Raw genomic sequence first — 20,784 nt, 5'->3', positions numbered from 1 at the left:
TCAGGCCTCCTGGGACAGTGCGGTGAACTCGGCCTCGGCCGCGGTCAGATCGAGGTAGGCCTCCTCCAGGGTGGCCTCCTGTGCGGCGAGTTCCAGGACGGGGATGCCGGCCTCGGCCAGGAGCCGGCCGAGGTCGTCCACGCGCGCGTGCCGCACGGTCCGGGTCCCGTCCGCGTCCCGGGCGGCGTCGAGGCCGTGGCGGGCGAGAAGGTCGTCCAGCGCGGCGGGGTCGGTGGTGCGGACGCGGACGTGGGGCCGTACGCGCGCGTGGATGAAGTCCTGGACCGGTGTGTCGGCCAGCAGCCGGCCCCGGCCGAGGATCACGAGGTGGTCGGCGAAGGCGGCGGTCTCGCCCATCAGATGGCTGGAGACCAGGATCGTACGGCCCTCGGCCGCGAGTCGGCGCAGCAGCGTCCGGATCCACACGATGCCCTCGGGGTCCAGGCCGTTGGCGGGCTCGTCGAGCAGGATCACCTCGGGATCCCCGAGCAGGGCGGCGGCGATGCCGAGCCGCTGGCGCATGCCGAGGGAGTACGTCCGTACTCGGCGCCCCGCCACCGTGGCCAGCCCGGTCTGCTCCAGCACGGCGTCGACACGGCGGTCCGGGATGCGGTTGCTCGTGGCCAGGGCGCGCAGATGGTCGCGGGCGGTGCGGGAGCCGTGCGCGGCGCGTGCGTCGAGCAACGCGCCCACCGTGCGCAGGGGTTCCCGCAGTCCGGCGTAGGCCCGGCCGCCGATCGTGGCGGTGCCCGAGGTGGGCCGGTCGAGGCCGAGGACGAGGCGCATGGTGGTGGACTTGCCGGCGCCGTTGGGGCCGAGGAAGCCGGTCACGCGGCCGGGGCGCACGCTGAAGCCGAGCCGGTCCACGGCCCGCCGTCCGCCGTACTCCTTGGTGAGGTCGCGTACGTCGATGCTGGTCATGGCATCAGCCTTGCCGTGCGGGGGACGCCGGGGCCTCCCCCGCCGGTGGAGATCCTCTCCCCCGTGCGGGGGAGGCCCGTTGTCAGTGCCGGCTGCGACGATGTCCGCATGGTCCACATGGTCCGCTTCCTGCGCCCGCTGCTGCGCGGGACGACGTACACGCGCCTGCTGCATCTGTGGGTGCCGATGCTGATCGTCAGCGTGTGGCTCTTCATCGACATGTCGACTCCCTGGGTGCCCGCGCTGGTCCTCGCCCCGGTCGGCCTGCTGCCCGCGGTGCGGCACGGCGAGGGCGTGCAGGCGCGGCTGCTGCTCACGCCGGGCGAGGCGGAGCCGGGCATCTCCGAGGCACCGTCGGCGACCTGGCGGGACCGGCTGCGCACAGTGCTGTGGCTGGAACTGCGGATGCTCCTGGGCGCGGTGGCGATGTTCGCCACGGTGTGGCTGCCGGCCACCGCCTTCGAACTGGCCCGCTGCGCCTGGGGTCATGCGCCGTCGCCCGAGTTGCCGCTGCTGGACGCCCTGCCGCCGCACCCCGCCTGGGCCCTGCTCACGCCGCTTCCTCTGCTTGCCCTGTACGGCGCGGTCGTCGGGCTCGGCGAGCTGATCACGGCCTGCGCGCGCCGCCTGCTGGGGCCGTCGGCGGCCGAGCGGCTGGCAGCGCTGGAGGAGCGCACCGAGCAGCTGCTGGAACGCACGCGTATCGCCCGGGAGTTGCACGACTCGATCGGGCACGCCCTGACGGTGGCGGTGGTGCAGGCCGGAGCGGCACGGGCGGCGGGCGATCCGGGGTTCACCGAGCGCGCGCTGGACGCCATCGAGGAGACCGGCCGGGCGGCCCTGGAGGACCTGGAGCGGGTGCTGGGCGTGCTGCGGGAGAGCGAGCGGCCGGTGAGCGCCCGGCCGACCCTGGCCGATGCCGGCCGGCTGCTGGAGTCGGCGCGCGCCTCCGGGGCGAAGGTCGACGCCGAGGTGACCGGTCCGCTCGCGGCCCTGCCGGGGCCGGTGTCCCGGGAGGGATACCGCATCCTGCAGGAGGCGCTCACCAATGTGCTGCGGCACGCGGGAGCCGTGCCCGTGCGGGTCCGGGTCGCGGTGAGCGACGGCCTGCTGGCCCTGGAGGTCCGCAATCCGCTGCCGGCCCCGATACCCGGCCCCGGCCGGGGCAGCGGCCTGCGCGGCATACGCGAGCGGGCCGCCCTCCTCGGGGGCAGCGCCCGTACCGGCCCGGACGAGGGCGACTGGCAGGTGCGGGCGGAGCTGCCGCTGAGGTGATCTACGCTGGCCGGATGCCGGTCACCGTACTCCTCGTCGACGACGAACCGCTCGTCCGCGCGGGGCTGCGGGCCGTACTGGCGGCGCAGCCCGACATCGAGGTGGTGGGTGAGGCGGCCGACGGGGCCGCGGTGATCCCGCTGGTGCGGCAACTGCGGCCGGACGTGGTCGCCATGGACGTACGGATGCCGCTGCTGGACGGGATCGAGGCCACGCGCGCGGTGCTGCGCACGGTGGCCGATCCGCCGAAGATCCTCGTGGTGACCACCTTCGAGGACGACGAGTACGTGTACGAGGCGCTGCGCGCGGGCGCCGACGGGTTCCTGCTGAAACGGGCCCGGCCGGCCGAGATCGTGCACGCGGTACGGCTGGTGGCGGAGGGCGAGTCCCTGCTCTTCCCGGCGTCCGTACGGCGCCTCGCCGCCCGGTACGGCGACGGCGGGCGCCCGGCGCGGGCCGCGCTGGAGCGGGCCCGGCTGACGGAGCGGGAGGCGGAGGTGCTGCGGCTGATGGCGCGCGGCCTGTCGAACGCGGAGATCGCCGCCCGGCTGGTCGTGGGCACGGAGACGGTGAAGTCGCATGTGAGCGGTGTCCTGGCGAAGCTCGGTGCGCGCGACCGGACCCAGGCGGTAATCGCGGCCTACGAATCGGGGTTCGTGGCACCGGGCTGAGCCGTGCCGGCGGCCCTGGTGCGTGCACCCCCGGCACTCGCCGGGGTGCGTCCGGCCGAGTACGATCCGCCCAACACCCCCCGCGAGCTGGAAGGACGGACGGTGGCGCAGCTGACCGGCGGCGATCCCTCGCTGCTGCGAAGGATCAATTCCGCGGTGGTGCTGCACGCGCTGCGCGCCACGGACTGCGCGACGCTCACCGAGATCACCCGGGTCACCGGACTGTCCCGGCCGACCGTCGAGGGCGTCGTCGAAGGGCTCATCGAGGGCGGGCTGGTCGTGGAGACGGCCGCCGACGAGGGCACCGCGCGCCGTCAGGGGCGGCCCGCGCGCCGGTTCCGGTTCCGGGCCGAGGCGGGGCATCTGCTGGGCCTGGAGATCGGGCCGCACCGGGTCGCCGCGCTGCTGTCCGACCTGGACGGGCGGGTGCTGGGCGCGCAGGCCAAGGAGGTCGACGAGACGGCTCCGGCGGACGAGCGGCTGGACCGGCTGCGCGGCACGGTCGCCGAACTGCTGCGCCGGGCCGGCGTCGCGCGTGGCTCGCTGCGGGCGGTCGGCGTGGGCACGCCGGGCATCGTGGAGACCGACGGCACGGTACGGCTGGGCACGGCGCTGCCCGAGTGGACCGGGCTGAAATTGGGCGAGCGGCTGAGCCGATCCTTCAAGTGCCCGGTGCTGGTGGAGAACGACGCCAACGCGGCGGCCGTCGCCGAGCACTGGAAGGGCGTGGCGACCGGCTCCGACGACGTGGTGTTCGTGCTGGCGGGGCTGAGTCCGGGCGCGGGTTCGCTGATCGGCGGGCGGCTGCACCGGGGGTACGGCGGGGCGGCCGGGGAGATCGGCGCGCTGCATCTGCTGGGCCGGGAGGCGACCCCGGAGACGCTGCTGTCCACCACCGACGAGCCGTTGCACCCGCTGGACGAGCAGGCGGTCGCCGAGGTGTTCGCGCTGGCCCGCAAGGGCGACCAGCGGGCGCGGGCGGCTGTCGAGCGGTTCATCCAGCGGCTTGTGCACGACGTGGCCGCGCTGGTGCTGGCGCTCGATCCCGAGCTGGTCGTGATCGGCGGCTGGGCGGCCGGTCTGGACGGCGTCCTGGAGCCGCTGCGCCGCGAACTGGCCCGCTATTGCCTGCGGCCGCCTCAGGTGGCCTTGTCCTTGCTGGGCGAGGCTGCTGTGGCGACGGGGGCGCTGCGCTTGGCTTTGGCGCATGTGGAGGAGCAGCTGTTTGCTGTGGACGGCTCGGTGACGCGGCGTTGAGCTTCGCCGTGGTGGTGCGGGTCGTCGTGCCGGCGCGGCGCCGTCGTGGCCGTTCGCGCCCACGCGGCGGAGCCGCATATCAGATGCAGCCCCGCGCCCCTTGGGGAGTTGGCCGCGCCCGGCGCTTCCGAGATGCCCGGGCTGAGGCAATCCCCGCGCCCCAGCCGGAACTGGGGCGCGCGGGTGGTCAGGAAGCCCTGCGCTCCGGGTCGTGGTGTATCTCCACGCCCGCCGCGTCCCCGAAGGTCAGCCGGCAGGTGTCGGCGCGGTAGGTCGCGACGGACAGGGCGGCGGTGCGGCCCTCGGCGACGAAGCGGGTGGTGACGACCAGGACGGGTGAGCCGGGGAGGCGGTCGAGTTCCTTGGCGTCGTCCGCACGGGCGGAGCCCAGTTCGACGGAGCGGTCCTGCCCCTCCAGGGCCAGGTGCTGGAGTTCGCGCAGCACCGCACGCGCGCGTGCCGGGCCGGACGGGGTGTCGATCGCGGTGAGGTCGGGTACCGACGCCGCCGGGATGTAGAGCAGTTCGGTGGCGACCCGCTGGCCGTGGGACATCCGGGTCCGGCGCACCGTGTGGACGGGCTCGTCCGCACCGGTCTCCAGGGCCGTGGCGACAGCCGCGGGCGGGGCCGACCGTTCGATGTCGACGGTCTGCCAGGCGTCCCCGGCGGCGCCCGGCCAGGCGTGCTGCTCGGTCCCGACGGCCACGCCGACGCGCGGCGGCGCCACGGTCGTACCGACCCCGCGGCGGCGCTGCAACCGGCCCTCCAGCTCCAGTTGTTCGAGTGCCTGGCGGAGCGTGGCGCGGGCCACGCCGAAGCGGGCGGCGAGGTCACGCTCGTTGGGCAGGATCTCGCCGACCGAGAACTCGGAGTCCAGTGCCTCGCTGAGCACGGTCTTGAGATGCCAGTACTTCGGTTCCGGCACCGATTCCAGCTGCGTGGTCCCCACCCTGTCCTCCGCAAGAGCCGTGGTCCGGCGGTTTTTAGCGCCCTTGTTTATTAAAGGTTGTTGCACTTCTCTGCGACCATAGGGCGGCCGTCACCCTTGGTCAAGACCAATCCACGGGCTCGGACGGGGACGGTGCCGTGTGTCAGCGGGCGGTGAGGTGCCGGAGCTTGTCCGGGTTGCGGACGATGTACACGGTCGTGACGCGGCCGTCGGCGATCTCCAGTTGGAAGAGGTTGTCGGGCTGGTCGCCGTGCATGACCAGGACGGCCGGGCCGCCGTTGGCCTCCACGAAGCGGTACGACATCTCCGCCGGGGCCGTCGGTACGGTGGCGGCCAGGAAACGGCCGACCTTGTCGGCGGTGTGCATGATCCGGCTCGGTGTCTTGGCCTTGCCGCCGCTGTCGCCGACCAGGCGCACGTCGGGGGCGAGCAGCGCCATGAGCCCGTCCAGGTCGCCCTCCGAGGCCGCAACCAGGAAACGCTCGGTCATCTCGCGCCGCTGGGCGGGGTCGACCTCGTAGCGCGGCCGGCGTTCCTCGACGTGCCGGCGCGCCCGCCCGGCGAGCTGTCGTACGGCCGGCTCGCCGCGGTCGAGCAGCGTGGCGATCTCGGCGTACGGGTAGCCGAACGCCTCTCTGAGCACGAAGACGGCCCGCTCCAGCGGGGACAGCGACTCCAGGACGACCAGGACGGCGAAGGAGACGCTGTCGGCGAGCAGGGCGCGGTCGGCGGCGTCCGGGGCGGTGTCGCCGAACTCGGTGACATAGGGCTCCGGCAGCCATGGACCGACGTACGCCTCGCCGCGCGCCCGCACCTGGTGGAGGCGGTCGATCGACAGGCGGGTGGCGATGCGCACGAGGTAGGCGGCCGGTTCGCGGACCGCCGCGCGGTCGGCGCCGGACCAGCGCAGCCAGGCGTCCTGGACCACGTCCTCGGCGTCGGCGATCCGGCCGAGCATGCGGTAGGCGACCCCCATGAGCAGGGGCCGGTGTTCTTCGAAGACGTCGGTCGCGGTGTCGGCGCTCACGGGACCATCATCGGGCACGCACCGCACGGGGCCGGTTCCGCCCCTCCCTCTCGCGGCACCCCCTCCCGAGCGCCCCGAGCGTCCGGTCGGCCCGCCGACACGCGCGCGGCGCGTCCGGCCGTAATCGGCCCGTCCGGCGCCCGTGCGGATCACAATGACCGCGGACCGCCGGGGGTCGGCGGCCGGTGTGCGGGAGGTGGCCGATGCGGTACGGGGTGCTGGGCACGGGCGAGGTGGGCCGTACGCTGGCGGGCCGGCTGGTGGAGCTGGGGCACGAGGTGACCCTCGGATCGCGCACCAAGGACAATCCGGTCGCGCAGGAGTGGGCCACCGCTGCGGCGGGCCGGGCCCATGCGGGTACGTTCGCGGAGGCGGCCGCGGCGGGCGAGCTGATCATCAACGCGGTGAGCGGCCGGGTGGCGCTCGACGCCCTGCGGGCGGCCGGCGCGGAGCACCTCGACGGCAAGGTCCTGGTGGACGTGTCCAATCCGCTGGCCTTCGAGGACGGGCAGCCTCGCCTGGACCCGGTGGAGTCGGACAGCGTGGGCGAGCAGATCCAGCGGGCGTTCCCGCACGCGCGCGTGGTGAAGTCGCTGAACACGGTCAACTGTCAGGTGATGGTGGATCCCGGGCGGGTGCCGGGCGCGCACAACGTCTTCGTGAGCGGTGACGACGCCGGGGCCAAGGCGCAGGTGACGGCGCTGCTCGGAGAGTTCGGCTGGCCGGCGGCGCGGGTGCTGGACCTGGGCGGGATCCGGTCGGCGCGGGCGGTGGAGATGTATCTGCCGCTGTGGCTGACGCTGTTCCGGAACTCCGGCAGTGCGGACTTCAACATCGAGGTGCGCCGGGCGGGTTGATCGCTCGGGGTCACCAGGGGCTACCGGGCGGTAGTAATTGCTGACAAGCTGTCTACGGCGTCCGCCGGTATCCGCCCAGACCGTCGACAGCAGCCCGACCGTCCGTCAGCACCCAGACGAGGAGCACCCCCATGTCCACCACCGTCTCCTTCCCGGTCCCCGGTCCGCACGGCCCGAAGGACGTGACCGTGTCCTACACGCGCGTGGGGCGCGGCGAACCGCTGGTCCTGCTGCACGGAATCGGCCACCACCGGCAGGCCTGGGACCCGGTCGTGGACATCCTCGCCACCGAGCGGGAGGTGATCGCCGTGGACCTGCCGGGCTTCGGCGCCTCGCCGGGCCTGCCGGACGGCCTCGGCTACACCCTGCCCGCCACCAACACCGTGCTCGGCACCCTGTTCGAGGTGCTGGAGCTGGACCGCCCACACGTCGCGGGCAACTCGCTGGGCGGTCTGCTCGCCCTGGAGCTGGGCCGGGAGAAGCTCGTACGGTCCGTCACGGCCCTGTCCCCCGCCGGATTCTGGACCGAGGCCGAGCGCCGGTACGCCTTCACGGTGCTGCTCACGATGCGGGCCGTCGCCCAGCGGATGCCGGTGCCGCTGGTGGAGCGGCTGTCGCGTACGGCGGCCGGGCGTACGGCGCTGACGAGCACGATCTACGCCCGGCCCGCGCGCCGCGCGCCCGAGGCCGTGGTGGCCGAGACGCTCGCGCTCGTGGGCGCCACCGGGTTCGACGCGACGCTGCGGGCGGGCCGGGCGGTCCGGTTCACCGACGAGCTGTCGGGCCTGCCCGTCACGGTGGGCTGGGGCACCCGGGACCGGATCCTCGTGCGCCGGCAGGGCGTGCGCGCCAAGCAGATGATCCCGCACGCCCGCCTGGTGCGGCTGCCCGGCTGCGGCCACTGCCCGATGAACGACGATCCGGCACTGGTAGCCCGGGTCATCCTGGACGGCAGCCGCTGACCAGGGCCAGGTGATCGGCGCGCACGGAAACCCCGGGTGAACCTCCGGCCCGCGGCCGGTTGTTCACTTCGGGTTCGCGTGCGCGCCGCGACGCCCCAGTAGGTGTGGCTGTGCACACTGGCCGGATCCCGCCCCTGGAGGCACAGCCATGTCCCACCGTCCGTTCCCCGGCCGCCGCAGCGTGCTGCGCGGCTCCCTCGCCACATCGGCGGCCCTGACCCTGCCCATGGGCCTCGGTACGGCCCCGGCGTTCGCCCGCTCCGGACGCCCCCAGGCGAACTGGGGCGTGCAGGCCGGCGACGTGACCACCGGCTCCGGTCTGGTGTGGGTGCGCTCGGACCGGCCGGCCCGCATGATCGTGGAGACCGCGGCCACCGAGTCGTTCCGCAACCCGCGCAGATGGCACGGACCGCTGCTCGGCGCCGGCACGGACTTCACCGGCACCACGCGGCTGCACGGGCTGCCCGCGGGCGAGCAGATCCACTACCGCGTGCTGCTCGCCGACCCGGACGACCCGAGCCGCACCGGCGAGCCGGTGACCGGCACCTTCCGCACGGCGCCCGTGAAGCGGCGCCACGGGGTGCGGTTCGTGTGGTCGGGCGACCTCGCCGGACAGGGCTGGGGCATCAACGAGTCCATCGGCGGCTACCGGATCTTCGACGCGATGGCCAAGGTCGACCCGGACTTCTTCCTGTGCAGCGGCGACAACATCTATGCCGACGGCCCGATCTCGGCCACCGCCACCCTGCCCGACGGCAGCGTCTACCGGAACGTCACCACCGAGGAGAAGTCGCACGTCGCGACCACCCTCGCCGACTACCGGGGCAACTTCCGCTACAACCTGCTGGACAAGGCGCTGCGCCGGTTCAACGCCCAGGTACCCAACATCATCCAGTGGGACGACCACGAGGTCCGCAACAACTGGTACCCGGGCGAGGTGATCGGCACCGGCACCCCCTACCCGGCGGGCACGAAGCTCGACGACCTGGCGCTGCGCTCCCGGCAGGCCTTCTCCGAGTACTTCCCGATCTCCACGATCAGCGGCCGCCCGGACGGCCGGATCTACCGCGTCGTCAACCACGGTCCGCTGCTGGACGTGTTCGTGCTCGACATGCGCACCTACCGCAACGCCAACTCCCCCGACAACCAGACCACGGACCCGGTCGGCATCCTCGGCCGCGAGCAGCTGGAGTGGCTCAAGCGGGAGCTGGCCAAGTCCCGCGCGGTGTGGAAGGTGATCGCCAACGACATGCCCCTCGGCCTGGTCGTGCCCGACCCGGTCGAGGGCAAGCCGAACTTCGAGGCGGTCTCGCAGGGCGACCCGGGCCGGCCGCTGGGCCGGGAGCTGCAGATCGCCGAGCTGCTGCGGTTCATCAAGCACCGGAAGATCACCGGCACGGTGTGGCTGACGGCCGATGTGCACCACACCTCCGCCCAGCACTACGACCCGTCGCGGGCCGCGTTCAAGGACTTCGAGCCGTTCTGGGAGTTCGTCTCCGGCCCGCTCAACGCCGGTGCCTTCCCGGCCAACGCGCTGGACGGCACGTTCGGCCCGGACCGGGTGTTCGTGAAGGCGCCGACGACGGCCAACGTCTCGCCTGCCCAGGGCTACCAGTTCTTCGGCGAGGTCGACATCGACGGCGACAGCGGCGAGCTGACGGTCCGGCTGCGCGAGTACGACGGCACCGTGCTGTTCACGCAGACCCTCCAGCCGGGCCGCGTCGGCCAGTAGGCAGCGGCGGGTACGCTTCACTTCACACCGTGCCGCGCTACGGCGTCATCCCCCGGAGCGCGGCAGGGTCCCGCTGCGCCGAGGTTCGGTTGACGGTGGGACCGTAGAAAACGGAACAATCGGGGCGGAGCATGCTTTACCCATCGGTCACAAAGCGTTCGTGATCACGCAACACCCTTCCTTCACAGTGGGTCCATGACTCCAGAGATGTCCGATGTGACCCGGGCGAGGCACGGACGCCCCGTGCACCACTGGCGGCGCGACGTCGTCGAACTCGCCGCCCTCTTCACGGCCGTCGCGGTCGCCGACGGGGTGGCGAACCTGATCGGGCACGGGCCCGGCGGCCCCGGCCTGCTGGTGATCTCGGCGCTCGTGCTGGCCGCGACGGCGGGCTTCCACACCTGGTGGGCACGGCGCCACGGCCACGCGCCGCCGGCCGACGATACCGGTGCCCGGCCGGCCGCCGAGACGCGGTCGGCCGGGCCCGCCGAGCAGCCCGGCACCGCCGCGGACGACCTGGCCGGCGCCACCGCGCTGTGGCGGATGCGGACCACCGTCAAGGACGAGCCGGGCTCGCTGGCGGCGCTGTGCACGGCGCTCGCCGTACGGCACGTCGACATTCTCAGCCTGCAGACCCACCCGCTGGCCGAGGGCACCGTGGACGAGTTCCTGCTGCGGGCGCCGGGCACGCTGGAGGCGGCCGGGATCACCCGGGCCGTCACGCTGGCCGGGGGCAGGTCCACCTGGATCGAGCGGGCCGACGCCCATGACCTGGTCGACGCCCCCACCCGGGTGCTGGGGCTCGCCACCCGTACCGCGCTGGACGCGGCCGAACTCCCTTTGACGCTACGCCAGTTGCTGGGCCGCTGCACGATCCGCTCGCTGCCCGGGACGCCGGCCGGCGGAGGCCGTGGGCCGGCGCCGGTGCCGGTCGAGGGGGTGCTGGAGGACACCGTGATGCGGCTGCGCGCTCCGGAGGGCGGCGTGCTCACCGTGGAGCGGCCGTATCTGCCGTTCACGCCGACCGAGTTCGCACGGGCCCGGGCGCTGGTGGAGCTGGACAACCGGCTCGGCCCGCGCATCCCGCGCGGTGAGGACGTGCTGACGCTCCCCGAGGGGTCCGACATCACCGTCCGCCGGGTCGACACCGGTGACCTGGCGGCGGCGAAGGCGATGCACGAGCGGTGCTCGCCGCGCACCCTCGGCATGCGCTACCACGGCCCGGTCGGCGACGCGGACCGCTATCTGAACCACCTGCTCAGCCCGCGCTTCGGACGGACGCTGGCCGCGCAGAGCGCCTCCGGCCGCATCGTCGGCCTCGGGCATCTGCTGTGGGACGGCGACGAGACCGAGGTCGCGCTGCTGGTCGAGGACGACTGGCAGCAGCGCGGCATCGGCGCCGAACTGCTCGGCCGGCTCGTGGCGATGGCCGTGGAGGCCGGCTGCGCGAGCGTCTATGCCGTCACGCAGGCGTCCAACACCGGCATGGTCGCCGCGATGCGCGGCCTCGGGCTGCCCCTCGACTACCAGATCGAGGAGGGCACGCTCGTCATCACGGCCCGCCTGGACACGGCCCCGGCGGTCTCTTCCGCACAGCTCGGTGAGCGGGCCCACCGCGACTGACCGACGATCCGCTCAGCCGAATCCGCCGCGACGGCGCTCAGCCACGAACGCGCTGTCCGGCGGTGTCCAGCCCGGCGTTCCCCACCGCCGGCCGCCGCGGCGGAGCGCCCAGCGCCTGGTCCAGGTCCGTCCACAGGTCGTCCACGTCCTCCAGGCCCACCGACAGCCGTAGCAGCCGGTCGCTCACGCCCGCGCCGCGCCGGTCGTCGGCGTCGACGATGCGGTGGCTGATGGACGCGGGGTGCTGGATGAGGGTGTCGACGCTGCCGAGGCTCACCGCCGGGGTGACGAGCCGGACCCGGGAGATGACGTCGTGCGGGTCGCCGTACACCTCGAAGGCGATCATCGCGCCGCCGAGCCGCGGGTAGTGGACGCGGGCCACGCGCGGGTCGTCGGCGAGCCGGCGGACGAGTCCGGCGGCGTTCGCGGAGGCCGCCCGTACCCGCACGGGGAGCGTGGACAGTCCCCGGAGCAGGAGATAGCCCGCCAGCGGATGCAGGACGCCGCCGGTGGCGAATCGTATCTGCCGGAGCCGGCCCGCGAACTCCTCGTCGCAGGCGACCACTCCGGCCAGCACATCCCCATGGCCGCCGAGGTACTTGGTGGCGCTGTGCAGCACCAGCCGGGCGCCCTGCTCGGCCGGGCGTTGCAGGACGGGCGTGGCGAAGGTGTTGTCGGCGAGCAGCGGCACCGAGCCGCAGGCGTGGGCCACGGCCCGCAGGTCGAGTTCGGCGAGGGTCGGGTTCGCCGGGGACTCGACCAGCACCAGACCGGTGTCCGGGCGCAGCGCGTCGCTGATCCCGGCCGGGTCGGTCCAGGTGACCTCCGTACCGAGAAGCCCGGCGGTCAGCAGATGGTCGCTGCAGCCGTACAGCGGCCGTACGGCGACGACGTGCCGCAGGCCCATGGCCGACCGGGCGAGGAGGACGGCGCTGAGCGCGGCCATACCGCTGGCGAAGGCGACCGCGGACTCGGTGCCCTCCAGGCGGGCCAGGGCGGTCTCGAAGCGGGCGACGGTCGGATTGCCGAGACGGCCGTAGACGGGCGGTCCGACCGGGTCGGCGCCGTCGGTCGCGAAGGCGTCGATGCGGGCGGCCTCGGCGCGGCTGTCGTAGGAGGGGTAGGTGGTGGACAGGTCGATCGGCGGGGCATGCAGGCCCTGGCGGGCGAGATCGTCGCGGCCGGCGTGCACGGCCTCGGTGGCCAGGGCTCGCGCTGCGGCCGACGCTCTTGGTGCGGTGCGTACGTCGTCGTAGGCACCGGTGCTCGCTGTGTCCATGCGCGGAAGGGTGAACAGTGAACGGTTTCGCGGGACGATACGCCGTGTTACGTTCGGCCAATGGCCGAATCTGTCGTACTGGATCCGGTGGACCTCCATCTGCTGCGGCTGCTGCAGAACGACGCCCGGACGACCTACCGCGACCTCGCCGAGCAGGTGGGGGTCGCGCCGTCGACCTGTCTGGACCGGGTGACCCGGCTGCGCCGCTCGGGCGTGATCCTCGGCCACCGGCTCCAGCTCGATCCGGCCAGGCTGGGCCGCGGGCTCCAGGCGTTGCTGTCCGTGCAGGTACGGCCGCACCGGCGGGAGCTGGTCGGGCCGTTCGTGGAGCGGATCCGGGCGCTGCCGGAGGCGCGCACGGTGTTCCATCTGACCGGGCCGGACGACTATCTGGTCCATGTGGCCGTCGCGGACATGGCCGATCTGCAGCGGCTGGTGCTGGACGAGTTCACGGCACGGCGGGAAGTGGCCCGGGTGGAGACCCGGTTGATCTTCCAGCAGTGGGAGTGCGGGCCGCTGCTGCCGCCCGGCCACGCCCAGAGCTGAATCCCCTCGAACGTGGGTGACGCGGAGATCGTCCTCGTACGAGGATGGGCGGCATGTCTGAGACCAAGAGCCCGCTGCTGCCCCGCCAGGTGGCCGACGCGTATGTGGACGCCCTCATCGCCCTCGACCCGGTCACCGGTACCTATCTCGGTGTGAAGGAGAGTTCGAGCCGACTGCCCGACTACTCGCCCACGGGCCAGGAGGCGCTCGCGGAACTGGCGCGGACCACGCTCGCCCGGCTCGACGAGGCGGAGCGGCAGCCCGGCGCGGACAGTGACGTGGAACGCCGCTGCGGACGGCTGCTGCGCGAGCGGCTGACCGCCGAACTCGCGGTCCACGAGGCCGACGAGCATCTGCGCGCGATCGGCAACATGAGCACCCCCGGCCACTCGGTGCGGGACGTCTTCACGGTCACCCCGTCCGAGACCGAGGAGGACTGGGCGGCGATCACCGAGCGGCTGCGCGCGGTGCCCGGCGCGCTCGCGGGCTACCGTGCCTCACTCCAACTGGGCCTGGACCGCAAGCTGTTCGCGGCGCCGCGGCCGACCGCCACCTTCATCGAGCAGCTCACCGAGTGGATCGACACCGACGGCTCGGGCCGCGGCTGGTACGAGGACTTCGCCGCCGCCGGCCCGGACGCGCTGCGCGCCGAGCTGGACGAGGCGGCCCGCGCCGCGACCGCCGCTCTGGTGGAGCTGCGGGACTGGCTGCGGGACGTGTACGCGCCGGCGATCGAGGGCACGCCGGACACGGTGGGCCGTGAGCGGTACGCCCGCTGGTCGCGCTACTTCAACGGCACCGACCTGGACCTGGACGAGGCGTACGCGTACGGCTGGGCGGAGTTCCACCGGCTGCTCGGCGAGATGAAGCAGGAGGCGGCGAAGATCCTGCCCGGCGCCGAGACGCCGTGGGTGGCGCTCGCGCACCTGGACGAGCACGGCCGGCACATCGAGGGCGTGGACGAGGTCCGCGACTGGCTCCAGGGGCTGATGGACCAGGCCATCGCGGACCTGGACGGCACACACTTCGAACTCGCCGAGCGGGTACGGAGGGTGGAGTCCCGCATCGCGCCGCCCGGTGGCGCCGCGGCGCCGTACTACACGGCCCCCTCGGAGGACTTCTCACGCCCCGGCCGCACCTGGCTGCCGACCATGGGCCAGACCCGCTTCCCGGTCTACGACCTGGTGTCCACCTGGTACCACGAGGGCGTGCCCGGACATCACCTCCAGCTCGCGCAGTGGGCGCACGTGGCCGAGAACCTCTCGCGCTACCAGGCCACGATCGGCATCGTCAGCGCCAACGCGGAGGGCTGGGCGCTGTACGCGGAGCGGCTGATGGACGAGCTGGGCTATCTGAAGGGCCCCGAGGAGCGGCTCGGCTATCTGGACGCGCAGATGATGCGGGCGGTCCGGGTGATCGTGGACATCGGCATGCACCTGGAGCTGGAGATCCCTGCGGATTCGCCGTTCCACCCCGGTGAGCGCTGGACGCCGGAGCTGGCGCAGGAGTTCTTCGGTTCGCACAGCAGCCGGCCGGCGGACTTCGTGGAGAGCGAGGTGACCCGGTATCTGACGATCCCGGGCCAGGCGATCGGCTACAAGCTCGGTGAGCGGGCGTGGCTGCTGGGCCGGCAGAAGGCGAGCGAGCGGCACGGCGACGCCTTCGATCTCAAGGCCTGGCACATGGCCGCGCTGTCGCAGGGCTCGCTGGGCCTGGACGACCTGGTGGACGAGCTGTCCCAGCTCTGACGCCCCGCGTCGACGCCGGAGTCCCCCTCGGAGTCGATGACCTCCCCGGTGATCCAGCGCGCCTCGTCGGTGGTGGCCGGACGATGAGGCGGGCGGGGCCGTCGGGGAGGCCACGGCGCCCGGCGGGGAACCGGGCAGTGCCGGGCGCGTGCGCCTCGCCGGTGGCGTGACCGGTGTCCACGGGGCCGGGGCGGACGGCGTCGGCAGTGATCCCCCGGTCGCTGAGCGTCCCGGCCAGGGACCGGGGGATCGAGGCGAGCGCGCCCTTCCGCAGGGTGTGGGCGAGATCCCCCGGCATCCCGTCGGCGATGTCCTGCCGGCGGTCATCAGCACGACCCGCCCGCCGGGAGCGCCCGCCGGCGGTACGGCGCGCGAGCGGGCACAGGCCTGGACGAGCAACAGCACCGACCGGGTCCCGACGGCCCCGTGCGTGTCCAGCAGCGCGGCGTCGGTCCACGCGGCCGACCACCGGGCCGCAGCACGCCCGATCCCGGCCCGCCGGCCCTGGTGACCAGCGCGGTACGACCACGCGAGCGAATCGCGGTGGGGCCGGGGCCGCGCCCCCAGCCTCACCCCGGCCTCCCGGCCCCCGCCGCTCCGCCGGCCGGCCCACCCCCGGTGGCGTCGCCGACGTGCGGGTCGCTAGCTGGTGGCGGAGGAGGTGGGGCCGCATGGAGGAGTGGTCGGTGGAGCGGGGGGCGTTGCGGACGCCTCGGGCCGCGGGGCTGGCGGGAGTCGCCTTCGCGTTGTTGCTGGCGGCGGCCATCGTCCTCGTACGGCTGGGCATTCCGCAGGGGGCCGACGCCATGACCGCACAGGGGTTCACGGACTCCACCCGGCGGAATGCGGTGCGCACGGCCCTCGCACTGGTGCCGTTCGCCGGGATCTTCTTCCTCTGGTTCATCGGCGCCGTACGGGCGCACGTCGGCGCGGTCGAGGACAAGTTCCTCGCCACCGTCTTCCTCGGCAGCGGGCTCGTCTTCACCGCCACGCTGTTCGGCGCCGCCGCCGCGGCCGGTGCCGTACTCGCCGTCACGCACCCCAGTGGCACCGCGCCGGGCCTCGTGTCCTGGGACTTCGGCCGCCACCTCGCGTACCTCCTGCTGACCGAGTACGCCATGCGGATGGCGGCCGTCTTCGTGTGCTCCCTGTCGGTGATGGGCCGGCGCCTCGGCGTGCTGCCCCGCCCGCTCACCGTGCTCGGCTTCCTCACCGCCCTCACCCTGCTCGTCACCGCCTCGAACGTGCCCTGGGCGGAACTGGTGTTTCCCGCGTGGTCACTGGTGCTCAGCGGATACATCCTGGCCGTGAGCGGTCGCGCCCGTTGACCCGGATGGGGTCTCAAGACGGGCGCGTTCCCTGTACGGCTCTCATGCTGGCGAGCGGGACATGACCACCGTCCGGGACGGCCGCACCCACCGCGGGGCGCCCACCGGACCTGGCCGCGGGAAGAGCGGAGCGTCGATGAGGCTCGTCGTGGATCTCAACAAATGTCAGGGGTACGCCCAGTGCGCGTTCCTCGCCCCCGACGTCTTCGCCCTGCACGGCGAGGAGTCGCTGGTCTACAACCCGAACGCACCCGAGGAGCAGCGGGAGCGGCTCGCCCGCGCCGTGGCCGCCTGCCCGGTGCAGGCGATCCTGGCCGACGGGCTCGACGACCTGGCGGGTGAACCGGGGAGCGGATCCGGCCGGGAGGCGTCCGATGGCCGCTGACTACATGGACTGGCTCAGGCGCGAAGGGCGGATCGTGATCGTCGGCGCCTCCCTCGCGGGCCTGCGCGCGGCGGAGACGCTGCGCGCCGAGGGCTTCGCCGGTGAGCTGACCCTGATCGGCGACGAGCCCTACGAGCCGTACGACCGGCCGCCGCTGTCGAAGTCCGTCCTGCTGGGCATGGCCTCCCCGCACCGCACCGAGCTGCCGCACCGCCTGGACATCGACGCCAAGTGGCGGCTCGGCGTCCCGGCGACCGGTCTCGACCTGACGGCCAAGCGGGTCAAGCTGGCCGACGGGGACGAGGTGCAGTACGACCGGCTGCTGATCGCGACCGGAGTGCGCGCCCGGCCCTGGCCGAAGGAGGACGAGGCCCGGCTGACCGGGGTCTGCGTGCTGCGGACGCGGGACGACGCGGCCGATCTGTACCAGCGGCTGAAGGCGGGACCGCGCCGGGTGTTCGTCATCGGCGCCGGATTCGCCGGTTCGGAGATCGCCTCGGCCTGCCGGGAGATGGGCATCCCGGTCACCGTGGCGGAGCGCGCCGGGGCGCCGCTGGTGGGCGCGCTCGGCGGAGTGATCGGCGCGGTCGCCGCCGACCTGCAGACCGAGCACGGCGTGGACCTGCGCACCCATGTCACGGTGACCTCGCTGGAGGGTGACTCGGTCGGCCGGGTCCGGGCGGTCCATCTGTCCGACGAGAGCGTCGTCGAGGCGGACGTGGTGGTGGTCTCGCTGGGCTCGCAGCGCAACACCGAGTGGCTGACCGGGTCGGGGCTCGGCGCCGGGCCGCGGGGGATCGCGTGCGACGCGGGCTGCCGGGCCTTCGACTTCCGGGGCATCGTCACCGACGACGTGTTCGTCGCCGGTGACGTGGCCCGTTCCCCGCACGCGCTGTTCGGGTACCAGTTCCTGTCGCTGGAACACTGGGGCAACGCCGTCGCGCAGGCGGAGACGGCCGCGCACAACATGATCTGCCGGGGCGCCGACCGGCGCCCGCACCTGTGGATGCCGGCGTTCTGGTCGTCGATGTTCGGCGTGAACATCAAGTCGGTCGGCGTCCCGCCCATGGGCGACCAGCTCATGATCACGCAGGGTTCGCCGGCCGAGCGCCGGTTCGTCGGCGTGTACGGCTACCAGGGCCGCGTCATCGCCGCCGTGAGCTTCGACAACACCCGCTGGCTGGAGTTCTACGCACGGCAGATCGAGCGGGGCGCGCCGTTCCCGGTGGAGTACCCGACGGTCGACCGGCGGCCCGAGAACCGGCAGCCGGTGGCGGCCGACTTCCCCGACCCGTCCCTGCCGACCCACGGCCCGACCGTGACCCTCAGCGGCTACTCACCGGCCGACCAGCAGCTGGTCTTCCACCCTGCCCGCCACTGACCGCCGACCGGCGCCGATGCTCCAAGGACTTGTCATGCCGCAAGCCTCGCTGTTCCGTCAGATCACCGACTTCGCCAACCGCGCCGACCCGTATCCGCTGTACGAGGAACTCCGCAAGACGCCGGTGCTCCACGAGGAGGACGGCCCCTACGTCATCAGCTCGTACTACGACATCGAGGCGCTGCTCCACGATCCGCGGATCAGCTCCGACGCCACCAACGTGGCCGCCGCCGGGGACGACGAGCTGTCCGGGCCGGAGGCGACAGGGCTGCCTCCCAGCTTCATCCGACTCGACCCGCCGGAGCACGACCGGCTGCGGAGGATCGCCAACAGCTCCTTCGGGCCCCCGCACCGGCCGCGCCGGATCGAGAACATGCGGGGCGAGCTGGGTGAGATCGTCACCGGGCTGATCGACGGCTTCGGGGACGCACGGCAGATCGACCTGGTCGACGAGTTCGCGTACCCCTTCCCGGTGACCGTCATCTGCAGGCTGCTCGGCGTGCCGCGCGAGGACGAGCCCCGCTTCCGTGCCTGGGTGGACCCGATCGTCGCCGGCCTGGACCCCGACACCCGCACGAGCGCCGAATCCGAGCGGACCGCGCAGGAGGCACGGTTGCAGCTCGGCATGTACCTGAACGGACTGGTGGAGCAGCGCGCCAGGGAACCTCGCGACGACATGCTCTCCGACCTGGTGAACAGTCGCGGTCCGGACGGCGCGATGACGACGATGGAAGTACTCAGCACATCGGTGCTGCTCCTCATCGCGGGCCACGAGACGACCGTCAACCTCATCACCAACGGCATGCTCACGCTGTTGCGCCATCCGGAGGTCCTGGCGCGGCTGCGCAACGACCCGGGCCTGTCGGTGCGGATCGTGGAGGAGCTGCTGCGCTACGAGCCGCCCGTGCAGATCGTGCCGCAGCGCACCTGTATCGCCGACATCGAGCTGCGCGGGGTCACCATCCCCAAGGGCTCGCGCATCTGGCTGATGCTGGCCGCGGGCAACCGTGACCCCGAGCGCTTCAAGGACCCCGAGCGCTTCGACCCGGACCGCGAGGACATCCAGCACCTCGGGTTCGGCAGCGGCATCCACAGCTGCTTCGGCGCTCCGCTGGCCCGGCTGGAAGCCCAGATCGCCCTGTCCGAACTGGCCCGGCGGCTGGAGAATCCCCGCCTCGTCGAGGACCCGCCGCCGTACCGGCAGAACGCCGTGCTGCGCGGGCCCCGGCATCTGAACATCGCCTTCGACGGGCTGCGTTGACCGTCGCCGGCGGTCCGGTCAGTGACCGAGCCGGCTGAGCTGCACCAGACCGACCCAGGTCTCCGGCCCCGGCTGCGCATAGGCGGCGCGCACCGCGTACGTGCCCGCCTCCAGCGGCACCCGGAGGTGCTCGATGCGGCCGGCGGCCTGGCCGGGCCAGGCCGAGTCGAACAGGAGCACCGGGCCGGGCACCCGCCAGTGGACCTCGCTCCCCCACACCGCCGCGTCGAGTGCGGCCGGGACTCCGGCGAGCAGCTCCGCCTCGGAGTTCGCGGCGGACCACCGTACGAAGGCGGCGTGTTCCGGCAGGAAGGAGGTGGAGGCGGGTTCGTCACCGAACACCAGCGCCGCGCTGTCGCCGACGGGGAGCAGGCCGACGTAGCCGTCGACCTCGCACGCCCGGTCGTAGTCCGTGGCGAGGTCCTCGCTGTCGGCACCCGCCCAGAACGGCAGCACCGTCTCGGGTACGGCTATCAAGGGGCCGCCGCCCGATTCCACCCACTCCAGCGCGCCTGGTTCCGCGTATCGAGCCATGGGCCAAGAACCTACACGGGCCGCCGTCAGCAGCCGCAATCGCCTTCGACCGGTGCGGTCAGCGGGTCGGCGTCGCGGCGCGCCGGTCCCTGCCAGGTCTCGTAGGCGAAGCCCTCCCGCGCCCAGTACTCGAAGCCGCCGAGCATCTCCTTGACCTGGTAGCCGAGTTCGGCGAGGGCGAGGGCGGCGCGGGTGGCGCCGTTGCAGCCGGGTCCCCAGCAGTACGTCACCACGGGCACGGACGGGTCGAGGAGCTGCCCGGCCTGCTCGGGGATGAGCGCGGTGGGCAGGTGGATCGCGCCGGGTAGGTGGCCCTGGTCCCAGGACTCGGTCGAGCGGGAGTCCACGACGACGAAGCCGGGGTCGCCGCCGGCCGCGAGCGCGGCGGCCACGTCGGAGACGTCGGCGTGGAAGGCGAGGCTCGCCCGGAAGTAGGCGGCGGCCTCGGCGGGGGCGGCGGGCGCGACGCGCAGTACGGGGTTCACGGAAGTCGTGTTGATCATGACCGAAAATCTACGGCGCGGGGCGTTCTCCCTGAAGCGGTGATCCACGGTGTTCCCCTTGCCGGGCCGGGGATTCCCCTGCTATCCATCCGGGATGACCGTGTATTCCCCGGACGCCACCGACTGGCGCATCCTTGAGGTCCTCCAGCGGGAGGGCCGGGCCAGCTACGCCGAGCTGGCGCGGGCCGTCTCGATGTCGCCGAGCGCCGTCACCGAACGGGTGCGGCGGCTGGAGGAGGCGGGTGTGATCCAGGGGTACGCGGCCGTGGTCGACCCGGAGCGGCTCGGGCTGCCGATCCTGGCGTTCGTGCGGCTGCGCTATCCGAACGGCAACTACAAGCCGTTCCACGATCTGGTGGCCGCCACGCCCGAGATCCTGGAGGCGCACCATGTGACGGGCGACGACTGCTTCGTCATCAAGGTCGCCGCGCGGTCCATGGCCCATCTGGAGGAGATCTCCGGCAGGATCGGGGCGCTGGGCTCGGTGACCACCAGCGTCGTGTACTCCTCGCCCCTGCCCCGGCGGGCACTGGGCCGCTGACCGC

Annotated in this window: 20 protein-coding genes and 1 pseudogene; 14 read left to right on the top strand and 7 right to left on the bottom strand. The window is 73.2% G+C overall.

The window, feature by feature from the left end; genetic code table 11:
- The gene (locus O1G22_RS35505) at nt 1–921 is read right to left on the bottom strand and encodes an ATP-binding cassette domain-containing protein (RefSeq protein ID WP_270085040.1); all 921 of its coding nucleotides are present in this window, start codon (nt 919–921) and stop codon (nt 1–3) included.
- A 117-nt stretch (nt 922–1,038) separates the two neighbouring features.
- Here O1G22_RS35505 and O1G22_RS35500 point away from each other — a divergent pair, with 117 nt between their 5' ends.
- The 3 genes from O1G22_RS35500 to O1G22_RS35490 all read left to right on the top strand — a co-directional run bounded on the left by O1G22_RS35500 (nt 1,039) and on the right by O1G22_RS35490 (nt 4,124).
- Complete coding sequence (locus tag O1G22_RS35500; protein ID WP_270086629.1) at nt 1,039–2,196, top strand: sensor histidine kinase; 1,158 nt, start codon at nt 1,039–1,041, stop codon at nt 2,194–2,196.
- 14 nt (nt 2,197–2,210) lie between these two features.
- Nucleotides 2,211–2,867 (top strand): response regulator, encoded by a 657-nt coding sequence (locus O1G22_RS35495; protein ID WP_270085039.1) that lies wholly within the window; start codon nt 2,211–2,213, stop codon nt 2,865–2,867.
- Nucleotides 2,868–2,969: 102 nt separating this feature from the next.
- Entirely contained in the window at nt 2,970–4,124 is a 1,155-nt protein-coding gene (locus tag O1G22_RS35490) for an ROK family transcriptional regulator (protein WP_270085038.1), read from the top strand.
- Nucleotides 4,125–4,311: 187 nt separating this feature from the next.
- On the opposite strand, the gene O1G22_RS35485 is transcribed toward O1G22_RS35490, so the two are convergent.
- A complete protein-coding gene (locus tag O1G22_RS35485) occupies nt 4,312–5,073 on the bottom strand; it encodes a GntR family transcriptional regulator (protein ID WP_270085037.1) in 762 nt (253 codons plus the stop codon).
- A gap of 142 nt (nt 5,074–5,215) precedes the next feature.
- Entirely contained in the window at nt 5,216–6,100 is an 885-nt protein-coding gene (locus O1G22_RS35480) for an RNA polymerase sigma-70 factor (protein WP_270085036.1), read from the bottom strand.
- A 203-nt stretch (nt 6,101–6,303) separates the two neighbouring features.
- Here O1G22_RS35480 and O1G22_RS35475 point away from each other — a divergent pair, with 203 nt between their 5' ends.
- The 4 genes from O1G22_RS35475 (at nt 6,304) to O1G22_RS35460 (ending at nt 11,274) form a co-directional block, all read left to right on the top strand.
- Nucleotides 6,304–6,957: an NADPH-dependent F420 reductase gene (locus O1G22_RS35475; RefSeq protein WP_270085035.1), complete on the top strand. Its 654-nt coding sequence runs from the start codon at nt 6,304–6,306 to the stop codon at nt 6,955–6,957.
- Between the two features lie 131 nt (nt 6,958–7,088).
- Nucleotides 7,089–7,919, top strand: coding sequence for an alpha/beta fold hydrolase (locus O1G22_RS35470; protein WP_270085034.1), 831 nt, complete (start codon nt 7,089–7,091; stop codon nt 7,917–7,919).
- A gap of 148 nt (nt 7,920–8,067) precedes the next feature.
- On the top strand, nt 8,068–9,651 hold the full coding sequence (locus tag O1G22_RS35465; protein WP_270085033.1) for an alkaline phosphatase D family protein: 1,584 nt from the start codon (nt 8,068–8,070) through the stop codon (nt 9,649–9,651).
- A 195-nt stretch (nt 9,652–9,846) separates the two neighbouring features.
- Nucleotides 9,847–11,274, top strand: coding sequence for a GNAT family N-acetyltransferase (locus O1G22_RS35460; protein WP_270085032.1), 1,428 nt, complete (start codon nt 9,847–9,849; stop codon nt 11,272–11,274).
- A gap of 37 nt (nt 11,275–11,311) precedes the next feature.
- On the opposite strand, the gene O1G22_RS35455 is transcribed toward O1G22_RS35460, so the two are convergent.
- On the bottom strand, nt 11,312–12,553 hold the full coding sequence (locus O1G22_RS35455) for a trans-sulfuration enzyme family protein (protein ID WP_270085031.1): 1,242 nt from the start codon (nt 12,551–12,553) through the stop codon (nt 11,312–11,314).
- 60 nt (nt 12,554–12,613) lie between these two features.
- On the opposite strand from O1G22_RS35455, the gene O1G22_RS35450 reads away from it, so the two are divergent.
- On the top strand, nt 12,614–13,099 hold the full coding sequence (locus O1G22_RS35450; protein WP_270085030.1) for an Lrp/AsnC family transcriptional regulator: 486 nt from the start codon (nt 12,614–12,616) through the stop codon (nt 13,097–13,099).
- Between the two features lie 53 nt (nt 13,100–13,152).
- Entirely contained in the window at nt 13,153–14,847 is a 1,695-nt protein-coding gene (locus O1G22_RS35445; RefSeq protein ID WP_270085029.1) for a DUF885 domain-containing protein, read from the top strand.
- Between the two features lie 23 nt (nt 14,848–14,870).
- On the opposite strand, the pseudogene O1G22_RS35440 reads toward O1G22_RS35445, so the two are convergent.
- A pseudogene (locus O1G22_RS35440) lies at nt 14,871–15,297 on the bottom strand (SDR family oxidoreductase); the annotation flags it as partial.
- A gap of 221 nt (nt 15,298–15,518) precedes the next feature.
- Between O1G22_RS35440 and O1G22_RS35435 the strand changes: the two are divergent.
- From O1G22_RS35435 to O1G22_RS35420, 4 genes are all read left to right on the top strand, one after another.
- Nucleotides 15,519–16,175, top strand: coding sequence for a hypothetical protein (locus tag O1G22_RS35435; RefSeq protein ID WP_270085028.1), 657 nt, complete (start codon nt 15,519–15,521; stop codon nt 16,173–16,175).
- A gap of 136 nt (nt 16,176–16,311) precedes the next feature.
- The gene (locus O1G22_RS35430) at nt 16,312–16,560 is read left to right on the top strand and encodes a ferredoxin (protein ID WP_270085027.1); all 249 of its coding nucleotides are present in this window, start codon (nt 16,312–16,314) and stop codon (nt 16,558–16,560) included.
- Nucleotides 16,550–17,941, top strand: coding sequence for an NAD(P)/FAD-dependent oxidoreductase (locus O1G22_RS35425; RefSeq protein ID WP_270085026.1), 1,392 nt, complete (start codon nt 16,550–16,552; stop codon nt 17,939–17,941). Before O1G22_RS35430 ends, O1G22_RS35425 begins: the two co-directional genes overlap by 11 nt.
- A 34-nt stretch (nt 17,942–17,975) precedes the next feature.
- Entirely contained in the window at nt 17,976–19,202 is a 1,227-nt protein-coding gene (locus O1G22_RS35420) for a cytochrome P450 (protein ID WP_270085025.1), read from the top strand.
- A gap of 18 nt (nt 19,203–19,220) precedes the next feature.
- On the opposite strand, the gene O1G22_RS35415 is transcribed toward O1G22_RS35420, so the two are convergent.
- Both O1G22_RS35415 and O1G22_RS35410 read right to left on the bottom strand, forming a co-directional pair.
- A complete protein-coding gene (locus O1G22_RS35415) occupies nt 19,221–19,736 on the bottom strand; it encodes an immunity 21 family protein (RefSeq protein WP_270085024.1) in 516 nt (171 codons plus the stop codon).
- Between the two features lie 26 nt (nt 19,737–19,762).
- On the bottom strand, nt 19,763–20,239 hold the full coding sequence (locus tag O1G22_RS35410; protein WP_270085023.1) for a rhodanese-like domain-containing protein: 477 nt from the start codon (nt 20,237–20,239) through the stop codon (nt 19,763–19,765).
- 94 nt (nt 20,240–20,333) lie between these two features.
- On the opposite strand from O1G22_RS35410, the gene O1G22_RS35405 reads away from it, so the two are divergent.
- The gene (locus tag O1G22_RS35405) at nt 20,334–20,780 is read left to right on the top strand and encodes an Lrp/AsnC family transcriptional regulator (protein ID WP_023552479.1); all 447 of its coding nucleotides are present in this window, start codon (nt 20,334–20,336) and stop codon (nt 20,778–20,780) included.
- Nucleotides 20,781–20,784 lie beyond the last annotated feature (4 nt).

It is taken from the genome of Streptomyces camelliae, from assembly GCF_027625935.1.
In the GTDB taxonomy this organism is placed as follows: domain Bacteria; phylum Actinomycetota; class Actinomycetes; order Streptomycetales; family Streptomycetaceae; genus Streptomyces; species Streptomyces camelliae.
This window is presented reverse-complemented; position numbering and strand designations above follow the sequence as displayed.